This is a genomic window from Variovorax sp. GW823-FHT04F07 (assembly GCF_058795995.1).
The window spans coordinates 195,133-214,195 of sequence record NZ_JBXAIG010000005.1 but is presented as its reverse complement, the minus strand read 5'-3'; the positions used below and the strand labels follow the sequence as shown (position 1 = coordinate 214,195).

Here is a 19,063-nt window from a genome sequence, read left to right as displayed (position 1 = left end):
CACTTTCTCGGGAGCCCTGATTTGCAGAAGAACACCCAAGCCAAGATTGCCCGCATTGCCCTGTCGGCCTCGGCCGCCGCCATTGGCAGCCTGGCCGCCTACTGGACCCTGCTCGCCACGCGCCAGGGCCACATTCTTTTCAACGCCCGCAAGCTGCCCGTGGTGCATCTATCGGACGACTTCTCGACCTACTCGCACCCCGTGCCCGGCGGCATGGTGCGCGGCTACGTGTATCACCCGCAGGGCGAAGACGCGCTGCAGGACCTGTTCATCTACTTCGCCGGCCGCGGCGAAGACGTGCGCGCCACCGCGCAGATGCTGCACTGGCTGCCCGAGGGCTTCGGCTTTGCGGCGCTCAACTACCGGGGCGTGGCCGACTCGCAGGGCGCGCCGTCTGAAATCGCCTCCGTGGCCGACGCCGCCCAGTTCGCCAGCCACCTGCGCCGCGCCTTTCCGCAGGCGCGCCTGCACGTGGTGGGCCGCAGCCTGGGCACCGGCGTGGCCATCCAGCTCGTGGCGCGGCAGGAGTTTGCGAGCCTGCAGCTCATCACGCCCTACGACTCGCTGCTCGAAGTCGCCAAGAAGCGCTTTCCGCTCGTGCCGCTGTCGCTGTTGCTGCGGCACCGCTTCAACTCCATCGAGCACAGCAAGGAAGTCGCCGCCAAGACCCAGGTGCTGCTCGCCGCGAAGGACGACGTGGTGCCCCACGAACGCTCCGAAAAACTCATCGCTGCCTGGCCCACGCCCGTGAGCGTGCAGACCGTGTCGAACTCGGACCACCACAACATCACCGGGCTCGAAGAGACGTGGTTGATGCTGGTGGACTTTGCGTTGACGGCGGTGTTGCCGGAGACGAAGGCGGCTTGAGGGGGGCGGGCCGGTCGTGAGGCAAAGGCTTCACGCCGGCCGCCGGGGGCTAGGCCGGCTTGAGCGAGGGGTGCGCTTGCAGCGCATCGCGTACGGCGCCGGCTGTTGCATTGACGGTGGCGATGCGGGTCATCAACGCTTCGTTGAGCAGGCGCAGCAAGGCGCTCAGTTCGGTTCGGGTGGGGGTGAGCTCTTCGCTGTCGTTCAGGGCGCTGGTGTCTACGAGCTTTTCTAGCGCTGTGTAGGCACGCATTACTGCGTTGAGGTTGTCGGCGTCGTCGCAGGCTTGCAGGGCGAGGTCGTCGAGGGAGGCGGAGGAAATGCGAGATTGCGCGCAGGCGCGAGCGGATTCAGCCATGAGATGGACTCCAAGTTGCGCAGAGGTTCATCAGGCTTCCAAACCCGGTCGCACTACCCAGTACGACAAGGACGCAATATATCCAATGCGATGATGAGTCTCGGATATGCCGCAATGGTCACTCCAGCATGAACCAATAGCGCACCACCTTCCTGCAACCGCAAGCCATCCTGTTGCCACAAGCGACACCATTCGCATGCCATACACATTGAATTTTGTTCGCGGGTTTTTCGAACAATCGCTCGCAACATTCGTCGAGCGCGAACGACAAGAACTCATCGAGGGAGTAAATGAGAGGTGCAACTGTGGTCGCTGGGCCATTTATATGGAGCAATTGGCAGCAACTCATGGCATGACCGGATATGTTGTGGATGTCGAATACAACCGCAAGCAGAACGGAAAAGTCAAAACGATCATCAACGGCGCTCATGAAGTCATTCGGATCAACTGCGATCTGATACTTCACAGCCGGGGCGCGAACGTCGCGCAAGACAACCTGATTGCAGTCGAGTTGAAGAAGCACGATCGTCCAGCACGCGAGAAGACCAAGGATCGCGAAAGACTTCGAGCGCTAACGCGAACAAGCCCCGATGGGATCTGGGTTCCAAATGGTTTGGTACCGCCAGAGCATGTTTGCGGCTATACCCTCGGGGCATATCTTGAAGTCAACCGAAAGCGTCGCTCGTACGTGCTTGAGTACTACGCAGAGGGTCAAATGATCGAGCATTTGACTCACAGTTTTTAGGCTGCTGGCGCTGTCTTTCCCCAGCAAGAATCGCTTATCCGCCCCCTTTTTCCTCGTCCTCCTTGCCAGGCAAACGGAGGATCGCTCCGGCATCTCACAGTCAACATTTAGTCACACAAAAATTCCGCAAATAGCGGAATCTCTCCGCTATGCTCGCCTCCAGAAGGCAAGCAGAGAGAACTGTCGAAACGTAGGGATGCTGAGCATCCTGTGAAGTTGCAAGACTTCGACCATTGTGGGCAGCAGTGCCCCGGACGCCCCGGTAGCGGCGGACGGATCACAGCAGCGCGCGGGCATTCCCGGACGACTCCGGGAATGCCGTCGAGAAGGAGAAGGGGTTAACCGCCGTTTGCTCTGTCAGTTGCGGACGACAGCCACGGTTTACGCATTTCGCGTTGACTGATTGGTGCAGCTGAGGAGAACGTCAATGAATGACGATCGAGAGCCTTCTGAACGGCGGGGGTTGATGCGCAAGGTGCGAGTGTGGCTGATGCGCCCAGGGACGATCAAGATGGCATTTGCTGTTTTGAAGTTCATCTACTGGGTACTGAAGTTCATCGTCCTGTTCTAGCGTGTCAACACCCCTCATTTTCGAGGTGCACTATGTTGAACAGAGCCTTGCGCCTTTTGCGGACCTACCACCAATTCACCCAAGTGGACCTTGCGGCCCGCCTAGGCATATCGAATACGTATCTGAGCGAAATTGAGAGAGGCGATAAGCAGCCATCAATGGAACTCCTCAAGGGCTACAGCGAAATTTTCAAGATGCCGGTGTCCTCAATCATGCTGTTTTCCGAAACCATGCAAGCAGGCAAGAAGCCCGGTGCGAGTTTGCGTGTAGCAGCTGCGGACAAGATTCTTCGCCTTTTAGAGTGGTTGGAGGTCAAAGATGCAGTCAAAAAAGACACGTAGCCCTTACGAAATTCAATCGTCCCCGATGTTTCGTTTGCTTGGAAAGGGTGAGCTTGAGCGCACTCTTGGCGTGTCATGGAGCGAAGGTACCCGCCTGCTGCATCCGCGGTACTACCGGAAATGGACAACGGCAAAAGGACGCGAAGTTCAGCAGCCGCTGTACGAACTGGAGAAGGTTCATTCGCGCATCGCAAAACTACTCTCTCGCATCGAAACGCCGGACTATGTCTACTCAAAGAGCAAGCGCTCCTATGTCGACAACGCCGATCAGCACCGGGGAACGATCGCCCTGGTAAAGACAGACGTTAACAAGTTCTATCCAAGCACTAGTTGGGCGATGGTGTTTAGGCTTTTTCGTGAGCGTTTCGAATGCGCGGAGGATATCGCGGCACGCTTAGCCGACTTATGCTGCTTTCAACAGAAGCACCTGCCTACTGGCAGCGCCTTGAGCGGCTACGTAGCCTTCTTCGCAGTGCAGCCACTGTTCGACCGTATCGCGGCAATCTGTGACGCACACGAGTGCAAGATGACTCTCTTTGTAGATGATCTAACAGTGTCGGGCGTTGGCGCGACGAAGACGACGCTTGCAGAAGTCCGCGCTGCAATCCGGTATTTCGGGCTTCGAACGCGTGATGAAAAATCCCGCACCTATGCACCGTCTCAACCTAAAGAGGTAACAGGTGCGGTCATTGTGGGTGAGCGATTGGTACTGCCAAATAAGCAGCACTTAAAGCTATGGCAAACGCGGCGAGAACTCTCTGCATCATCTCCGATCGATCGATCGAAGAATCAGAGAGCGCTCACCGGGCGCGAGCAGCAAGCCAAGCAAATATTGGAACGCGAGCACGCGTCAAGGCAATGAAGAAGACAGCATGGGTCAACTATTGACTTCATCGCAACTATCTTCTGCCAAACCCCCCATTTATCCGCAAAGGTAACCGCAAGACACTCCTCCTCATCCCAGAAGGAGTGCTCTCATGCCAATCGCCTTACTCGCGCTGACCCTCAGCGCCTTCGCCATCGGAACGACCGAGTTCGTCATCGTTGGCCTCATTCCCACCGTCGCTGCCGACCTCGGCATCGGCCTTCCCTCGGCGGGCCTGCTGGTCAGCCTCTATGCGCTGGGCGTTGCCATTGGCGCGCCGGTGCTCACGGCCCTCACGGGCAAGTTGCCGCGCAAGGCGCTGCTGCTCGGGCTGATGGCCCTCTTCACGGTCGGCAACCTGCTGGCGTGGCAGGCGCCCAGTTATGAATCGCTGATTGCCGCCCGCGTGCTCACGGGGCTGGCGCACGGGGTGTTCTTCTCGATCGGCTCGACGATTGCCACCGGCCTGGTGCCGAAGGAAAAGGCGGCGAGCGCCATCGCGATCATGTTCACGGGCCTCACGGTGGCGCTGGTCACGGGCGTGCCGCTGGGCACGTTCATCGGGCAGCACTTCGGCTGGCGCGAGACCTTCCTGGCGGTGTCGGCGCTGGGCGTGGTCGCCTTCATCGGCAGCTGGATCTTCGTGCCGGGCAACATCCGCCACACGCCGCCGGCCTCGCTGGCGCAACAAGCCAAGGTGCTGGCCGAGCCGCGCCTGCTGCTGGTGTATGCCAAGACGGCCATCGGCTACGGCGGCTCGTTCATTCCGTTCACGTTCCTGGCGCCGATCCTCACGGATGTGTCGGGCTTCAGCGCCGGCGCGGTGGGCTGGGTGATGCTGGTGTACGGCATCTCGGTGGCGGTGGGCAACATCTGGGGCGGCAAGCTGGCCGACCGCATGGGCCCGATTCCGGCGCTGAAGATCATCTTTGCGCTGCTGGCGGCCGTGCTGCTGGTCTTCAACTTCGCGGCGCCGCACAAGTGGCTGGCGCTGGTGGCGGTGCTGATGTGGGGCGCGGTGGCGTTCGGCAACGTGCCGGGGCTGCAGGTGTACGTGGTGAAGCAGGCCGAACGCTTCACGCCGCAAGCGGTGGACGTGGCCTCGGGCCTGAACATCGCGGCCTTCAACCTGGGCATTGCAGGCGCGGCCTGGGCCGGCGGCCTGATCGTGACGCACCTCGGGCTGATGCACACGCCCTGGATCGGCGCACTCGTCGTGCTGGTGTCGCTGGCCCTCACGCAGTGGAGCGGCTCGCTCGACCGCCGTGCCGGCATTCCGGTGCGCGCCTCGGGGCCGGTGCCGGTCGGGCACTGAGCTTTCCTCTTCTCTTCTTCTCTTCTTTTCTTTCTTTCTTTGAACACAAGGAACACACACGCCATGACCACGAACAACCACACCCCCATTCCCGCTTTCGGCCTCGGCACCTTCCGCCTGCAGGGCCAGGTGGTGATCGACTCGGTGAAGAACGGCCTCGACCTGGGCTACCGCACGATCGACACGGCGCAGATCTACGGCAACGAAGCCGAAGTGGGCCAGGCGATTGCCGAAAGCGGCGTGGCCCGCAACGAGCTCTTCATCACCACCAAGATCTGGACCGACCACTACGCGAAGAGCAAGCTGGTGCCCAGCCTGAAAGACAGCCTCGCCAAGCTGCGCACAGACCATGTCGACTTGACGCTGATCCACTGGCCCTCGCCCGCCAACGCGGTGCCGGTGGCGGAGTTCATGGGCGCGCTGGCCGAGGCCAAGGCGCTGGGGCTCACGAAGCAGATCGGCGTGTCGAACTTCAACATCGCGCTGATGCAGGAGGCCATTGCCGCCGTGGGCGCGCCGGCCATCGCCACGAACCAGATCGAGCTGCACCCCTACCTGCAGAACCGCAAGGTGGCGGCCTTCGCGCAGAGCCAGGGCATCCGCATCACGTCGTACATGACGCTGGCCTACGGCAAGGTGCTGAACGACCCGGTGATCGGCGCGATTGCCACGGCGCACGGCGCCACGCCCGCGCAGGTGGTGCTGGCCTGGGCGATGCAGCTGGGCTACGCGGTGATTCCGTCGTCGACCAAGCGCGCGAACCTCGAAAGCAACCTGAAGGCGCAGCAACTCACGCTGACCGAGGCCGAGATGGCGCAGATCGCGGCGCTCGACCGGGGCGAGCGGCTGACCGATCCGCAAGGGCTGTCGCCGGCGTGGGATTGAGGCGCTGGCGCGGGGCGTAGCGCCGCGCGGCAGAATGCAGTGACCCCTCGGGGCGCCCCCAAGGGCGCCCTTTTTCTTCTGCTTCTTTTCGCTTGCCAGCCATGACCGACCTCCACACCCGCATCTCCGACAGCTTCAATGCACAGGGCCTGATGGCCACGCTCGGCGCGCGGCTGGTGCATGTGGGTGACGGCGAGGTGCACATCGAGATGCCGTTTTCAAAAGCGCTGTCGCAGCAGCGCGGCTATGTGCATGCGGGCGCGGTGACGAGCATCGTCGACAGCGCCTGCGGCTACGCGGGGCTCACGAAGGCGCCGCAGGGCTGCGACGTGGTGACGGCGGAGTTCAAGATCAACTTCATGCGGCCCGCGCTGGGCGAGCGCTTCCTGGCGGTGGGCCGCGTGCAAAGCTCGGGCAAGCTGCTCGCGGTGTGCACGGGCGAAGTGCGTGCCTTCGCGAAGGCGGGCGATACCGACTACAAGGTGGTGGCGATGATGCAGGCGACCATCGTGAACGTGCCGCAGTGAACGAACGACACCACGCTTCGCGCGGCTAGCAGCGCGGCGTGGCGGTGACTTCGCTGGGCTGTTCTTGTTGCTGTTGCTGCTTCTGCTGCTCGGCGATCACCGCACGGCACAGGGCCTGCAGTTCGGCCGCGACGATGTCGGGCGCCTTGCGCAGTTCGGCAATGTCGCGCTCGCCGACGCAGTGGCCTTCGAGGCGCACGTAGATGCGACTGAAGTTGCCGCCGAGCGCGCGTGCAATGTCGCGCAGGCAATCGGCCACGCTGGCAAAGCCGGTGTGGCTGTACGAGCTGGGCGGGATCACGCCCTTGGAGCGCGGCGCGCGCACGGAATACAGGTACGACGCGCCCTCGGACCGCAGCTCCACCACGGGCTGCAGGCCGCGCTGAACGTCGTTGCTTCCTTGCTTTCCTTGCATGGGGCGGAGTGTAAATCTGGCGAAGGCAGAATCTGCCGACCAGGCCGAAGGCCGCTTCGCGAGGGGTGGCTCTTCTTCATTCTTGTCACGGCGACGCGCTCGCATTGCAGCCGCCATTCACACTTTGATCCATGGCCAATCGCTCCTACCTCTACAGCCTCACCAACCGGCCCGCGGCGTACACGGACCGGCCCGAAACCATCTCGGGCCTGTCCGAATGGAACTACGACATTCCGTTCATGTACCGGCTGCTGATGTCGGGCGATCCGCAGTTGTGCGCGTCGCTGATCTCCGACGGACTCGACAGCGACGAGGGGGATGAGAAGGTCCGGCTGTACGCGATCAGCGGCCGCTTCGAGCCGGGCTTTGCGCGGGTGAAGCGGCTCATCGACATCATGCGGTACCTGGCGGCGCAGGCGCCATTGCCTGCGCCCGCGCCCGCTGCCGCGCCCGTCGTGGCCGCGCCGAAGGCCACATCGTTCGTCGACCGGCTCAAGGGCTGGTTCTCGCCGCCCGCCGCACCGAAGGCACCGCCTGCGACTGCCGCGCGCGCAGCGGCCACACCCGCGACGGGCTCGACGCAGCTGCCGGGCTGGCTGGACGAGACCCTGGCTTTTCTCGAAGCCCACCGCAACGAGCACCTGCTGCTGGAGACGGTCGAGCTCGACACGATGACCGAGTCGGAAGAGGCCCCGCTGCGGGCCTGCGTCGAGAAGGAGCTCGCGCGTTGCCAGCAGGCCGGCGCCGCGCTCGATGCGCTGCCGCAAGACATCGCGGCGGCGGCGCAGGTGCTGCGCGAAGCCGGTGCGAAAAAGCAGGCGGCCCCGCTCGATGCGTTCTTCGGGCTGCGCTTCGACGACGACTGCGACAGCACGCGCAGCCGCGCCACGGAATATCCGCTGGGGCTGCAGTGGTACGACGTGCTGTACTTCGGCCTGCTCAACCGCGCCGAGTTCGAAGCCGCAACGCGCGGCGACGCAGCGGCCGCGTAGCGTGTCAGTTGCCGCGTCGCGGCTCGGCCCATGCCGACAGGATGCGCACGGCTTCGGCGTCCATCTTCTGTGCGGCCGGCTGCGTACGCGCGGCCAGCGGTGCGCCGGCTTCGGCGCGCAGCACGTCGACGTCGATGGGGTGGCGCGCCGCGACGGTCACGCCTTTGAAGGCTTCACCCGACTGCGCGAGCGTGGCCGCGTAGTACAGCTGGCCGATGCCCGCGATGTGCATGGCCGCCACGCACATGGCGCAGGGCTCGCACGAGGTGTAGAGCTCGCAACCCGACAGGTCGACGGTGCCCAGCCGGCGGCAGGCATCGCGAATGGCCTCGACCTCGCCGTGCGAGGTGGGGTCGTGGTGCGCGACGGAGTGGTTGAAGCCCTCGCCCACCACCTCGCCGTTCTTGACGACGACGGCGCCGAAGGGCTCGGTGCCGGGCTCCTGGAGTGCTCGGGCCGAGAGGGCCAGGGCGCGCTGCATGAAGTGTTCGTTGTACATGGGTCGGATCTCCGTTTGTCTCAGGCCTTGCGGGCCTGCTCGATGGGGGATGGCGCGGGCGCAGCCTGCACGCCGAACAGGCCGGCAGTGGCACTGGCGTAGCGGCGCGGGTCGAAGCGCAGCACGGCGGGCAGCAGCAGCACGGTGACGGCGGCCAGGTAGGCCCAGGCCATGGTGAAGCCGCCGGTCTGCTCGCGCACCCAGCCGGTGACGAAGGGCGCGAGCGCCGCGATCATGAAGCCCACGCCCTGCATGAAGCCCGCGAGCGCGCCGGCCTGCGCGGGGTCGGGACGGTGGTCGAGCGCGAGCACCATGCACAGCGAGAACGCACCGCCCAAACCGGCGCCGAGCACGACGGCGATGACGGCCGCCGGCACGGGCAGCGCAAGCCCGAGCGCCGCAAAGCCCGCGAGTTGCGCCAGCAGCGCGCCGACCAGCCAGCGCCGCAGGTCGCGCTGGCCGCCGCGCCGCGCGAGCGCCGGCAGCGTGAGCGCGCCGACGACCTGCGCCAGCGTCATGAGCGCGAGCACGGCGCCGCCCTGCTGCGCCGTCCAGCCGCGCTCGGCATGGAAGTAATGCGGCAGCCACGCGACGAGGCTGGTGTAGCCGCCGTTGATGAGGCCGAAGCACAGCGCCAGCAGCCACGCGCGGCGGTGGCCGAAGCAGCGCAGCCAGGCGCGGTCCAGCGACGGGTCGGTGGCGCCTCGCGCAGATGACGACGCAGACGGCAGCTGCCGCGCACCGCGCAGCCACGCCACCAGCGCCACCACCGCGAGCACCGCCCACATGGCGAGGCCGGCGTGCCAGTCGAGTTGCGCATCGCCGCCCACGGCGCGCGCGAGCCACGGGCTGGCCATGGCACCGAGCCCGCCGCCGCCCATGATGGCGGCCGAGTAGAGCCCGGTCATGAGACCGAGCCGCGCGGGGTAGGCCTGCTTGACCACGCCGGGCATGAGCGCCTGCACCAGCCCCACGCCCGCGCCCGCGAGCGCGGCGCTCCACAGCAGCGCCGCGGCGCCGCCGGCCACGTAGCGGCTGGCGCAGGCCAGCGCGATGGCGCCGAGCCCGAGCGCGATGCCGCCGCGCGTGCCCAGCCGCTGGCCCACGGCCGCGCCCGACAGCGACACCGCGCCCATCGCGAACATCGGCAGCACGGTGAGCAATGCAACGGCATGGAAGCCGATGCCGGTGGCGGCGCGGATCGGTTCGAGCAAGGGGCTGCTCGACGTGAGAAAAGCGCGCAGGTTGAGCGCCACCAGCACGACCACGCAGGCGAAGAAGACCGGGCCCGCGCCGGTGCGCGGGTTGTCGGAGGCGGAGAGTGCGGCGCGGCTCACGCGGGCACGGCGCCGGGCACGAGCGTGCCGTGGCGCGCGACCACGCGGCCGCCCGACACCACGAGCTTGCGCACGGGGCGGCCCACCACGGCCTGCGCGGGCGTTTGCGCGTCGACCAGCACGAGGTCGGCGCGGCAGCCCACGTCGAGCCCGTAGGCCGCGAAGCCGCAGCCGCGCGCGCCGGAATGGGTGACGGTGTCGAGTGCCACGTCGAGCTCGTCGTCGCGGCGCAGGTTGTAGCGCAGGCCGATGAGCATGGCGCGCTCGAGCATGTCGGGGTTGCCGTAGGGCGACCAGGTGTCGCGGATGCCGTCGTTACCGCCGAGCACGGTCACGCCGGCGGCGCGGCACGCCATGAGCGGCGGCACGTTGCGCGAGGCCGGCGCGCTGGTGACGAGCACCACGCCGAGCTTGGCCATGCGCGCGAGCAGCGCGTCGCGCTCGCGTTCGCTCACGTCGCCCAGGCAGAAGCCGTGGCTGATGGCCACCTGGCCCTGCATGCCGAGCGCCTCGGTGCGCTGCAGGATCAGCTCGAGCGAGAAGGCGCCCATGGCGCCGGGCTCGTGCAGGTGGATGTCGACGGGGCGCTGGTGCTTGTGGGCGATGCCGAAGAGCACGTCGAGCGACTTCACGGGGTCGCCGTCGATGGCGCAGGGATCGAGGCCGCCGAGCACGTCGGCGCCCAGGGCCAGCGACTGGTCGAGCAGCTCGGCTGTTCCAGTGCGCCCGAGCAGGCCCGACTGCGGAAACGCGACGACCTGGATCTGCTGCACCTCGCGCAGCGTCTCGCGCGTGCGCAGCGTGCCTTCGAGGTGGCGCAGGCCGGCCTGGGTGTCGACGTCGACGTGCGTGCGCAGGCGCGTGGTGCCGAGCGCGAGAAAAGCCTTGGCCAGCACCAGCGACTGCGCGGCGGCGTCGTGCCCGCTGGCGTGGCGGAAGGCGCGCTCGTTCTCGATCTTGTCGGTGAGGTTCGTGCCGACCTCGTTGCGGTACCAGTCCATGCCCCACATCGTCTTGTCGAGGTGGGTGTGGCCTTCGACGAGGCCGGGCAGCAGCAAGGCGCCCTCGCCGTCTTCGACGGTGGCGCCGGCCGGTGCGGCCAGCGCCGCGCCGATCTCGGCAATGCGGCCGTCGTGCACGCGCACGTCGACAGGAGACGCGCCCAGGGGGCGCACGTTGCGGATCAGGAGCTGGGTCATTCGGTTTCGTTCGTGGGTCAGAGGCAAAGGAAGACCGGTCAGGCGGGTTGCGCCGCCACGGTGCGCGGCAGCACGCGCGGCGTGACGAGCGCCACCGCCACGAAGACCAGCGCGTTGACCGCCAGCGCCACCAGCCCGGTGTTGAGCGACTTGAAGACCACGGGCGCCGACGGGAACAGCGTGCCGAGGTTCGCGCCGGTGGTCATCGTGAAGGCCAGCACCGCACCGCCCGCGAGGATGCCCGCAAAGGCCGCGTGCTTGCTGCCGAAGGGTTTCTTCATCAGGCTGAACAGCAGCGAGGGCAGCAGCTGCGTGAGCAGGCTCGACGCGAAGATGGCCACGGCCACGATGGTGGTGCCGCCGCGCAGCACGAAGTACACGGCCACCAGCGCGAACACGGGCAGCACGCCGCGCGCCACGCGCGAGACCTGCTTGTCGGTGGCATGGGGCGCGAAGCCTTCCTTGTAGACGTTCTTGCCGATCACGGTGGACGCGGTGAGCAGGATCATCGAGCCCGGCACCAGCGCGGTGAGCACGCCCGTGCCGCCGATCACGCCCACGAACCACGGGTCGAAGGTGTGCTTCACGAGGCCGAACAGGGCCAGGTCGACCTCGGAGCCCTTGAGCCCCGGCACCTGCAGGATGGCCGCGAAGCCCACCAGGAACAGGAAGGCAATGACCACCTGGTACAGCGGCATCAGGATGGTGTTGCGGCGCACCGCGCTCGCGCTGCGGGCGGCGTACACCGAGGTGAGGTTGAACGGGTACAGGTAGTAGCCCAGCGCCGTGAGCAGGATGGTCGAGTTGTACCAGGTGAGGTTCAGGCCCTCTTTCGGAAACTCGAAGAAGCTGGGGTTGGCCGCATGGATGGCGCTGAACATCGGCGTGACGCCGCCGTAGTAGTGCCAGGGCAGGTACACGCCCAGGAACACGGCGAGCACGAGGATCAGGATGTCCTTCACGATGGCGATGCTGGCCGAGCCGTGGATGCCCGAGAACAGGATGTAGCTGACCATCACGACGGTGCCGATCCAGATCGCCACCTGCGGCGCGATGGAGCCGTACGAGGCCTCCGACACGATGATGCCCAGCCCGCGCAGCTGGATGGTGAGCAGCGCCACCATGCCCATGAGCGCGACCACCGACACCAGCACGCCGAGCGGGCGGCTGTCGTACTTGTGGGCGAAGAAGTCGGAGAACGACACCAGCTTGTGCGCGGTGGCGTAGCGCCAGATGGCCGGCAGCATCCAGAAGGCCATGAGGTAGGCCAGGCTGCCGTAGGCCAGGATGTAGAAGGCCGGCGAACCCTTGCTGTACGACCAGCCGCTGGCGCCCAGGAAGGTGAAGGTCGAGAACGACTCGCCCGCCATGAGCAGGAACACCATGATCGTGCCCAGCCCGCGCCCGCCCAGCGCCCATTGCTCCAGGCTCATGGTGCGCCCGCGCCGCGCGAGCACGGCCAGGCCGAGGGCGCCGGCCACGAAGAGCGCGATCACGCCGAGTGCGGCGTTCATCGCGCGTCTCCTGCGGCCTTGGCAGCCTGCGCATCCTGCGCGTCGAGGTCGCCTTCGGCGCGGTCGATGACCACCATGACCAGCGAGGTCAGCACCAGCCAGCTCACGTTCCAGACCATCAGGAAGGGCATGCCGAGCACGAAGGTGGGCGCGACGGACGACAGCCATCCCCCGCTGAAGAAGGCGGCGACCGGCAGCAGGGCCAGCCATTTGGCGAGTTTCATGGGATGTCTCTGTGTGTTCGGGTGGTTGGAAATTCGATCTTATTTTGGTTAACCATTTTATATATTTTGGTTAACCAAACGGCGCGAATGGTACGGAGCCGGGCGGGCCGCGTCAATCCGGGGGCTTTCCCGGAGGCGGCGGGGTGCAGGCAATAATCCGCAGGCCCATGCCTGCCGCCACCCGCCGATCCGCCGCGCCCGCCCCTTCGACCGAACCCATCGAGTCCGCTGACGACGCGAACGTGGACGAGCGCGTCTACGCCGCCGTGTCCAAGGCGCTGCTCAGCGGCAAGCTGCGCCCCGGCACGCCGCTGCGCGAGCGCGCGCTGGCCGAGGCGCTGGGCTGCACGCGCGGCGCGGTGCGCAAGGTGCTGGCGCGGCTGGGCTCCGAAAAGCGGCTGGTGCTGGAGCACAACCGCGGCGCCTTCGTGCCCAACCCGTCGATCGACGACATGCGCGGCATCTACCGCGCGCGGCGCATCGTGGAAGCCGGGCTGGTCGCCACGCTGTTTGGCCGGCTGGCGCGCGAGCAGGTGGCCGCGCTGCGCAAGCACGTGCAGGCGGAGCAGAAGGCGTTCAAGGAAGGCCGGCGCGAGGACGCGATCCGCCTGGCCGGCGACTTCCACCTGCTGCTGGCGCAGATGGCGGGCAGCGACGAGCTGCTGTCGTACATCCGGCGGCTGATTGCGAACACCGAGCTGTACAAGGCGCTGTACGACTCGGCCGAGGCCGCGAGCTGCGCGCCGCGCGAGCACGAACAGATCATCGAAGCGCTCATGGGCGACTCGCTCGACGCCGCGCTGGCCGTGGCGCTGGAGCACCTGGACGAGCTGGAGCAGCGCGTGATCGCGGGCGCGGCGGCGGAGCAGGAAGTCGACCTGGCGGCGCTGCTGAACGGCGCTGCGCCGGCGCGAAGCCACGGGCACGATCACTGAGGCTTTCGCGCCCACATTTCGCCCACATTTCGCCCATGAGCGAAGTGTCGAGGGGCCGGTCTCGCGAAGATCGGCGCACCATGCCAACGACCCCGCTCGCCGCTTCAGTCCAACCCCACACCCCTGCCCTTGAATGGGCGCTGCTCGCGGTGCTCGCGACCTGCTGGGGCGCCTCGTACACCTTCATCAAGATCGGCGTGGCGACGATCCCGCCGGTCACGCTGATCGCGGCACGCACCCTGATCGCCGGGTTGCTGCTGCTCGCGGTGCTGCGCGTGCGCGGCGTGCGCTTGCCCAAAGACGGCGCGACATGGCGGCGCTTCGCGCTGCAGGCTGGCCTGAACAGCGTGCTGCCGTTCACGCTGATCGCGTGGGCCGAGCGCAGCGTGGATGCGGGGCTGGCGACCATCCTCAACTCGACCTCGCCGATCTTCATCTTCCTGCTGGGCTGGGGCCTGGGCGGGCCGGGCAAGCCCACGCTGCAGCGCCTCTTCGGCGTGGGGGCGGGGCTGGCGGGCATCTGCCTGATCGTGGGTTTCGAGGCCCTGCAGGGGCTGGGGCATTCGCTGCTGGCGCAGTTGGCGCTGGTGGTGGCCGCCGTCTGCTACGGCTGCGCCGCGATGTTCGGCCGCGTGTTCAAGGGCCTGGACCCGATGGTGCCCGCGGCCGGTTCGCTGCTGAGCGGCGCGGCCCTGCTCGTGCCCGCGAGCCTGGCGATCGACAGGCCCTGGACGCTCGCGCCCTCAGCCGCCTCGATGCTCGCCGTGCTGGCGCTGGCGGTGCTCTCCACGGCGCTGGCCTTCACTATCTACTTCCGGCTCATCAAAACGCTGGGGCCGATGTCGACCTCGGCGCAGGCTTATCTGCGCGTGCCCATCGGCGTGACGATCGGTGTGGTGTTTCTGGGTGAGACGCTGGCGGCCACGGCATGGATCGGGCTGGCCTGCGTGGTGGTGGGCGTGGTCGCGATGACGATGCCCGACACACAACTTTTGCGCCGGGGCCTTCGTTTTTTACGCGGCTTTTAGACCCGCGCTTCTACGCTGCCGGCTCCTCCATCCGTTAGCGAACTCTTTCGATGAAACACCTTCTCCGCACCGCCTTGCCGGTGCTCGTTCTTCCCACCCTGATCGCGCTGCCGATGCTCGCGAACGCGCAGCTCACGGGCAACGTGGCGCTGACCACGAACTACAAGTTCCGCGGCCAGGACCAGGACATGCTCGGCAAGAACGATTACGCCAAGACCCGCGGCTTCAAGCCCGCCGTGCAGGGCGGCTTCGACTACGCCTTCGGCGACAGCGGCTTCTACGTCGGCAACTGGAATTCGAGCGTCAACTGGCTCAAGGGCAACAGCCTTGAAAGCGACCTGTACGGCGGCTACAAGTTCAAGGCCGGCCCGCTCGACATGGACGTGGGCGCCCTCACCTACCTGTACCCGGGCAATTCGACGGGCAACACGACGGAGCTGTACGCCAGCGCGGGCTACACCGACGCCACGCTCGGTTCGTTCACGCTGAAGTACTCGCACACGGTGTCGAAGGACTACTTCGGTTATGCCGGCGCCAAGACCGGCTCGGGCCGCACGGGCCGCAACACCGGCTACCTGAACCTGGCCTACAGCAAGGAGATCGCGCCCAAGGTCACGCTGAAAGCGGCTGTCGGCTACACGAACATGTCCAGCGACATCCGCGGCCTGGGCTACAAGAGCTACGTGGACTACAACGTCGGCGCGACCTACGACTTCGGCAGCGGCCTCACACTGACCGGCTCGGTGCAGGGCGCGAACAAGAAGAGTTCGTACGTTTCCGTGGCCAACCCGGGCTACGACTATGGTTTCGGCACCGTCGGCCAGACGACCTACTCGCCGAACAAGGCCCGCTTCATCCTGACGCTGACCAAGACGCTGTGATCAGTCGATGCTGATGTTCGCCGCCTTGGCGACCTCGGCCCACTTCACGCGGTTGGCGTGCACGGTCTTCTTGAACTGCGCGGGCGACTCGATGCGCACGGTGTTGCCCTGGCTCTCGAAGCGCTCGCGGATCTCGGGCTGCTCGAGCACGGTCTTCACGGCGGCGTTGAGCTTGTCGACGATATGGGCGTCGGTGCCCTTGGGCGCGAAGATGCCGAACCAGATGGCGCTGTCGAAGCCCTTGGTGCCCGGCAGGCCGCTGGAGGCGATGGTCGGCACTTCCTTCACGGCCGGCACCGCCGTGGCGGTGGTCACGCCCAGCAGGCGCACCTTGCCGGCCTTGTAGTGCGGCAGCACGGTCTGCACCTGGTTCATGATGCAGCAGGTCTCGCCGCGCACCACCGAGGTGATGGCCTCGGGGCCGCCCTTGTAGGGCACGTGGACCATGTTCAGGCCCAGGCGCGAGTTGAACTCGGCAAAGGCCATGTGCGTGCCCGCGCCGTTGCCGGTGGAAGCGTAGTTGTACTTGCCGGGGTTGGCCTTCACCAGCTCGACGAACTCCTTGAGCGTGCGCACGTTGATCACGTCGGGGTTGATGGTGAGCACGTTCGACACGTCGAGCACGGGCGCCACGGGCACGAAGTCGGCCTCCACGTCGAAGGGCAGCTTCTTGTACAGCGCAGCATTGCTGCCGTGCGTGGCGGCGGTGCCGAACGAGAGCGTGTAGCCGTCGGGCTTGGCATGGGCGACGTACTCGCTGGCGATGTTGCCGGCCGCGCCCGACTTGTAGTCGATGATCACGGGCTTGCCGAGCTGGCGCGACAGCGGCTCCTGGATGGCGCGGGCGACCACGTCGACGCCCGAGCCGGCCGGGAAGCCCATGATCAGTGTGACGGGTTGTTGCGGCCAGTCGGGCTGGGCCAGCGCCAGGGTCGATGCGGCGGCGGTGCAGAGCAAGGCGCCAGCGGCCAGCAGGGCGCGACGCGGGAAGGGAGAATGGGCCATGTCGGTCTTTCTTCGAGGCGGACGGTGCAGGCGCCGATTGTGGCGCGCGGCTGATATCTGTTTGCACATGTGCTTATGCACCGCGCCCCTTGCCTCTCCATAATCGCTCCATGGTCCGCCCCACACAACAACTCCACACCCATCGCGAACCGGTGCCCGTGCGCGCCGCCGCCACCGTCCTGCTGCTGCGCGACACCGACACCGGCCTGGAGGTCCTCATGACCCGCCGCTCGGCCACCGCGAGCTTCGCACCCGGTGCCTACGTCTTTCCGGGGGGCCACATCGACGCGGCCGACGCCGCCGCCGCGCGCATCGCGGCCCGCCGCGCCACGCAGAGCGACACGCAGCACACGCAGGCCATCGCCGCGATCCGCGAGGCCTTCGAAGAACTCGGCATCCTGCTGGCCCGCCACGCCGACGGCCGCGCGGTGAGCGCCGGCGAGGTCGCCGCGATGGACCGCAACGCCACCGCCGGCACGGCCTTCGCCGACCAGTGCGCGGCGCGCGGCCTGGTGCTGTCGGCCGACGAGGTCTTCACCTTCGCGCACTGGATCACCGACCGCGACCTGCCCAAGCGCTTCGACGTGCCCTTCCTGGTGGCGCGCATGCCCGAGGGCCAGGAGCCCACGGCTGACGAGAGCGAGCAGTTCGAGCCCTGCTGGGTGCGCCCGGCCGACGCGCTGGCGCGCCACGAGGCGGGCAGCTTCTTCATGATCTTCCCGACCATCCGCACGCTGCAGCGCATGGCGGCCTACGCGACGGTCGATGCGGTGCTCGCGGCCTGCGCGCCCGGGGCCGACGGCCAGGAGAAGCCGCTGTGGACCAGCTGCCCGCGCGCCGGCCTGCTCAAGGGCGAGGACGCGCGCTACATGGAACACGAGTCGCCCTTCGGCGAGCTCGCGCTGGTGTGCCCCGACGGCCAGATCGCGCACACGCTCGACTGGCAGAGCACGCAGCCCGTGGCGCTGCTGAAGAACGTGCAGCGCCTCACCGCGCCGAACCCCAGCGCCATGACCGGCCCGGGCACCAACACCTACCTCGTGGGCGACGCGGCCACCGGCTACCTCGTGATCGACCCGGGCCCGAACGACGCCACGCACCTCGCACGGATGATCGAAGCCACGCAGGGCGACATCCGCCTGATCGTCTGCACGCACTCGCACGCCGACCACTCGCCAGGCGCCGCGCCGCTGCAGGCGCTGTGCGCCGCCGAGCGCAAGCCGCCGATCCTCGGGCTGTCGTCCGCGCCCACGGCCCGTTCCACCGCACGCTTCAGCGCCGAGCGCGAACTGGCCGACGGCGAACGGCTGGTGCTCTCGGGCACCGCGCCCGACGGCGCGCCGCTCGTGCACACGCTGCGCGCCATCCACACGCCCGGCCACGCGGCCAACCACCTGTGCCTGGTGCTCGAAGAAGACGGCCTGCTGTTCTCGGGCGACCACATCCTCAACGGCAGCACGACGGTGGTCGATCCGCCGGACGGCGACATGACGGCCTACCTCGATTCGCTCGACAAGCTCGACGCGGCCTGCGCGGCCGGCGGCATCGACTTCATCCTGCCGGCGCACGGCTACGTGATCGGCTTTGCGCGCACCGCCATCGCGCACCTGAAGGCGCACCGCCTCAAGCGCGAGGCCAAGATCGCCGCCGCGATGCAGCGGCTGCCCGACGGCACGCCCGAGCAGTGGCTGCCGCTCGCCTACGACGACGTGCCCGAGCGCATGTGGCCGGTGGCCGCGCGTTCGCTGGCGGCGCACGTGGCGCGCATCCGGCAACTGGCTGACGTGCGATGAACCGCTCGAACCGCCCCTCGGCACCCGACGACGAAGGCGTGCGCCTGGCCAAGCGCGTGGCCGCGATGGCTCAGGTGTCGCGCCGCGAGGCCGAGCTGCTGATCGAGAACGGCGCGGTGCGCGTCGATGGCGTGCCCGCCCTGCTGCCGCAGTCGCGCGTGCAGCCGCACCAGCAGGTCGAGATCGCCGCCGGCGCGCGGCCCGAGCCCGTGGTGCCGGTGACGATGGTGCTCTACAAGCCCGCCGGCATGCCGACCGACAACGCCCACCAGCTGCTGGTGACCGCCAACCACCACGAGCCCGAGCGCGAGGGCCAGCGTTTCCTGCCGGCGCATGCGCGCGGCCAGCGCTGCATGACGCCGCTCGAAACCGGCGCCAGCGGCCTCGTGGCCTACACGCAGGAATGGCGCATCGAGCGCAAACTGCAGGAAGACGCGGGCATCCTCGAACACGAAGTGATGGTCGACGTGGCCGGCCCGGTGAGCCCCGAGGTGCTGGCGCGGCTGGAGCGTTCGCCCGCGCGCGTGAGCATCGGCCGGCAGTCGCCCGAACAGACCGGCCTGCGCTTTGCGCTGAAGGGCGCGCGGCCCGGGCAGATCGCGCACATCTGCGACGGCGTGAACCTGCGCATCGTCGCCATGCGGCGCCTGCGCGTGGGCCGCGTCTCGCTGGCCGGGCTGCAGCCGGGCCAGTGGCGCTACCTGGCGCCGAACGAGCGTTTTTGAAAGCGGCTTGAGGACGACGAGGCAGCACCGCAAACTGCCACC

Annotated in this window: 22 protein-coding genes; 14 read left to right on the top strand and 8 right to left on the bottom strand. The window is 67.2% G+C overall.

The features are described 5' to 3' along the window. The first annotated feature begins 21 nt into the window (after positions 1-21). A complete protein-coding gene (locus AC1RAA_RS22860) occupies positions 22-867 on the top strand; it encodes an alpha/beta hydrolase (RefSeq protein ID WP_235944225.1) in 846 nt (281 codons plus the stop codon). Positions 868-916: 49 nt separating this feature from the next. On the opposite strand, the gene AC1RAA_RS22855 is transcribed toward AC1RAA_RS22860, so the two are convergent. Then, the gene (locus AC1RAA_RS22855; protein ID WP_492731800.1) at positions 917-1,225 is read right to left on the bottom strand and encodes a hypothetical protein; all 309 of its coding nucleotides are present in this window, start codon (positions 1,223-1,225) and stop codon (positions 917-919) included. Between the two features lie 196 nt (positions 1,226-1,421). Here AC1RAA_RS22855 and AC1RAA_RS22850 point away from each other — a divergent pair, with 196 nt between their 5' ends. From AC1RAA_RS22850 to AC1RAA_RS22820, 7 genes are all read left to right on the top strand, one after another. Continuing rightward, on the top strand, positions 1,422-1,970 hold the full coding sequence (locus AC1RAA_RS22850; RefSeq protein WP_492731798.1) for a hypothetical protein: 549 nt from the start codon (positions 1,422-1,424) through the stop codon (positions 1,968-1,970). Between the two features lie 427 nt (positions 1,971-2,397). Beyond that, on the top strand, positions 2,398-2,541 hold the full coding sequence (locus AC1RAA_RS22845) for a hypothetical protein (RefSeq protein ID WP_492731797.1): 144 nt from the start codon (positions 2,398-2,400) through the stop codon (positions 2,539-2,541). A 32-nt stretch (positions 2,542-2,573) separates the two neighbouring features. Next, positions 2,574-2,882 carry a helix-turn-helix transcriptional regulator gene (locus AC1RAA_RS22840; RefSeq protein WP_492731795.1) on the top strand — a complete coding sequence of 103 codons (309 nt, stop codon included), beginning with the start codon at positions 2,574-2,576 and terminating at the stop codon, positions 2,880-2,882. Positions 2,883-2,907: 25 nt separating this feature from the next. Then, on the top strand, positions 2,908-3,744 hold the full coding sequence (locus tag AC1RAA_RS22835; RefSeq protein WP_492740637.1) for a reverse transcriptase family protein: 837 nt from the start codon (positions 2,908-2,910) through the stop codon (positions 3,742-3,744). 115 nt (positions 3,745-3,859) lie between these two features. Beyond that, entirely contained in the window at positions 3,860-5,062 is a 1,203-nt protein-coding gene (locus tag AC1RAA_RS22830; RefSeq protein WP_070060146.1) for an MFS transporter, read from the top strand. 63 nt (positions 5,063-5,125) lie between these two features. Then, the gene (dkgB, locus tag AC1RAA_RS22825) at positions 5,126-5,947 is read left to right on the top strand and encodes a 2,5-didehydrogluconate reductase DkgB (RefSeq protein WP_492731791.1); all 822 of its coding nucleotides are present in this window, start codon (positions 5,126-5,128) and stop codon (positions 5,945-5,947) included. A 101-nt stretch (positions 5,948-6,048) separates the two neighbouring features. Further along, positions 6,049-6,474: a PaaI family thioesterase gene (locus tag AC1RAA_RS22820; RefSeq protein ID WP_070060148.1), complete on the top strand. Its 426-nt coding sequence runs from the start codon at positions 6,049-6,051 to the stop codon at positions 6,472-6,474. Between the two features lie 25 nt (positions 6,475-6,499). Here the strand turns inward: AC1RAA_RS22820 and AC1RAA_RS22815 are convergent, their stop codons facing one another. After that, positions 6,500-6,889, bottom strand: a complete 390-nt coding sequence (locus AC1RAA_RS22815) for a hypothetical protein (RefSeq protein WP_492731790.1) — start codon at positions 6,887-6,889, stop codon at positions 6,500-6,502. A 131-nt stretch (positions 6,890-7,020) separates the two neighbouring features. Here AC1RAA_RS22815 and AC1RAA_RS22810 point away from each other — a divergent pair, with 131 nt between their 5' ends. After that, positions 7,021-7,881, top strand: coding sequence for a DUF7822 domain-containing protein (locus tag AC1RAA_RS22810; protein WP_492731788.1), 861 nt, complete (start codon positions 7,021-7,023; stop codon positions 7,879-7,881). 4 nt (positions 7,882-7,885) lie between these two features. Here the strand turns inward: AC1RAA_RS22810 and AC1RAA_RS22805 are convergent, their stop codons facing one another. Genes AC1RAA_RS22805 through AC1RAA_RS22785 form a run of 5 tightly spaced genes read right to left on the bottom strand, consistent with a single transcriptional unit; the run spans position 7,886 to position 12,654 of the window. Beyond that, positions 7,886-8,380 (bottom strand): nucleoside deaminase, encoded by a 495-nt coding sequence (locus AC1RAA_RS22805; RefSeq protein ID WP_492731786.1) that lies wholly within the window; start codon positions 8,378-8,380, stop codon positions 7,886-7,888. A gap of 20 nt (positions 8,381-8,400) precedes the next feature. Continuing rightward, complete coding sequence (locus tag AC1RAA_RS22800) at positions 8,401-9,717, bottom strand: cyanate transporter (RefSeq protein WP_492731785.1); 1,317 nt, start codon at positions 9,715-9,717, stop codon at positions 8,401-8,403. Continuing rightward, positions 9,714-10,916, bottom strand: a complete 1,203-nt coding sequence (locus tag AC1RAA_RS22795; RefSeq protein ID WP_492731783.1) for an amidohydrolase family protein — start codon at positions 10,914-10,916, stop codon at positions 9,714-9,716. The genes AC1RAA_RS22800 and AC1RAA_RS22795 overlap by 4 nt, the downstream gene beginning before the upstream one ends. Before the next feature lie 38 nt (positions 10,917-10,954). Then, on the bottom strand, positions 10,955-12,430 hold the full coding sequence (locus AC1RAA_RS22790; RefSeq protein WP_492731782.1) for a sodium:solute symporter family protein: 1,476 nt from the start codon (positions 12,428-12,430) through the stop codon (positions 10,955-10,957). Then, positions 12,427-12,654, bottom strand: a complete 228-nt coding sequence (locus AC1RAA_RS22785) for a DUF3311 domain-containing protein (protein WP_307695628.1) — start codon at positions 12,652-12,654, stop codon at positions 12,427-12,429. The genes AC1RAA_RS22790 and AC1RAA_RS22785 overlap by 4 nt, the downstream gene beginning before the upstream one ends. 167 nt (positions 12,655-12,821) lie before the next feature. Here AC1RAA_RS22785 and AC1RAA_RS22780 point away from each other — a divergent pair, with 167 nt between their 5' ends. From AC1RAA_RS22780 to AC1RAA_RS22770, 3 genes are all read left to right on the top strand, one after another. After that, on the top strand, positions 12,822-13,589 hold the full coding sequence (locus AC1RAA_RS22780) for a GntR family transcriptional regulator (RefSeq protein WP_307582963.1): 768 nt from the start codon (positions 12,822-12,824) through the stop codon (positions 13,587-13,589). Positions 13,590-13,669: 80 nt separating this feature from the next. Then, positions 13,670-14,617: a DMT family transporter gene (locus AC1RAA_RS22775; protein ID WP_492731779.1), complete on the top strand. Its 948-nt coding sequence runs from the start codon at positions 13,670-13,672 to the stop codon at positions 14,615-14,617. Positions 14,618-14,667: 50 nt separating this feature from the next. Continuing rightward, on the top strand, positions 14,668-15,498 hold the full coding sequence (locus tag AC1RAA_RS22770) for a TorF family putative porin (RefSeq protein WP_492731778.1): 831 nt from the start codon (positions 14,668-14,670) through the stop codon (positions 15,496-15,498). Here the strand turns inward: AC1RAA_RS22770 and AC1RAA_RS22765 are convergent, their stop codons facing one another. Further along, positions 15,499-16,503 (bottom strand): Bug family tripartite tricarboxylate transporter substrate binding protein, encoded by a 1,005-nt coding sequence (locus AC1RAA_RS22765; RefSeq protein WP_095743580.1) that lies wholly within the window; start codon positions 16,501-16,503, stop codon positions 15,499-15,501. 110 nt (positions 16,504-16,613) lie between these two features. On the opposite strand from AC1RAA_RS22765, the gene AC1RAA_RS22760 reads away from it, so the two are divergent. Continuing rightward, on the top strand, positions 16,614-18,296 hold the full coding sequence (locus AC1RAA_RS22760; RefSeq protein WP_492731776.1) for an MBL fold metallo-hydrolase: 1,683 nt from the start codon (positions 16,614-16,616) through the stop codon (positions 18,294-18,296). Further along, entirely contained in the window at positions 18,293-19,021 is a 729-nt protein-coding gene (locus AC1RAA_RS22755; RefSeq protein WP_492731775.1) for an RNA pseudouridine synthase, read from the top strand. Before AC1RAA_RS22760 ends, AC1RAA_RS22755 begins: the two co-directional genes overlap by 4 nt. Positions 19,022-19,063: the final 42 nt, after the last annotated feature.